At 64.1% G+C, this 460-nt stretch carries 1 protein-coding gene; it reads left to right on the top strand.

From position 1 onward, the window contains the following. The coding region (locus AB4Y92_RS25745) for a cation:dicarboxylate symporter family transporter (protein WP_441822198.1) at positions 1–460 on the top strand (460 nt) is incomplete at both ends.

The following is a 460-nucleotide window of genomic DNA, read 5'->3' as shown; positions in this document are numbered from 1 at the left end:
AGATCCTGCTGGTGATCGGCACCTCCTCCTCTGAAGCCGCGCTGCCGAGCCTGATGGAAAAGATGGAACTGGCCGGCTGCAAGCGCTCCGTCGTCGGCCTTGTCGTGCCGACCGGCTACTCGTTCAACCTCGACGGCACCAATATCTATATGACGCTGGCGGCGCTCTTCATCGCCCAGGCCATGGACATCCACCTGCCGCTTGGCGACCAGATCCTGCTGCTGCTGGTGGCGATGCTCAGCTCGAAGGGCGCAGCCGGCATCACTGGCGCTGGCTTCATCACGCTTGCCGCTACCTTGTCCGTCGTGCCGGCTGTCCCGGTCGCCGGCATGGCGCTGATCCTCGGCATCGACCGGTTCATGTCGGAATGCCGTGCCGTGACCAACTTCATCGGCAATGCCGTCGCCACGATCGTCGTGGCACGCTGGGAGGGCGAACTCGATCAGGACCAACTCAGGGC

The sequence above is a fragment of the Lysobacter sp. TAB13 genome (assembly GCF_052113885.1).
GTDB classification, from domain to species: Bacteria; Pseudomonadota; Gammaproteobacteria; order Xanthomonadales; family Xanthomonadaceae; genus Lysobacter; species Lysobacter gummosus.
This window is presented reverse-complemented; position numbering and strand designations above follow the sequence as displayed.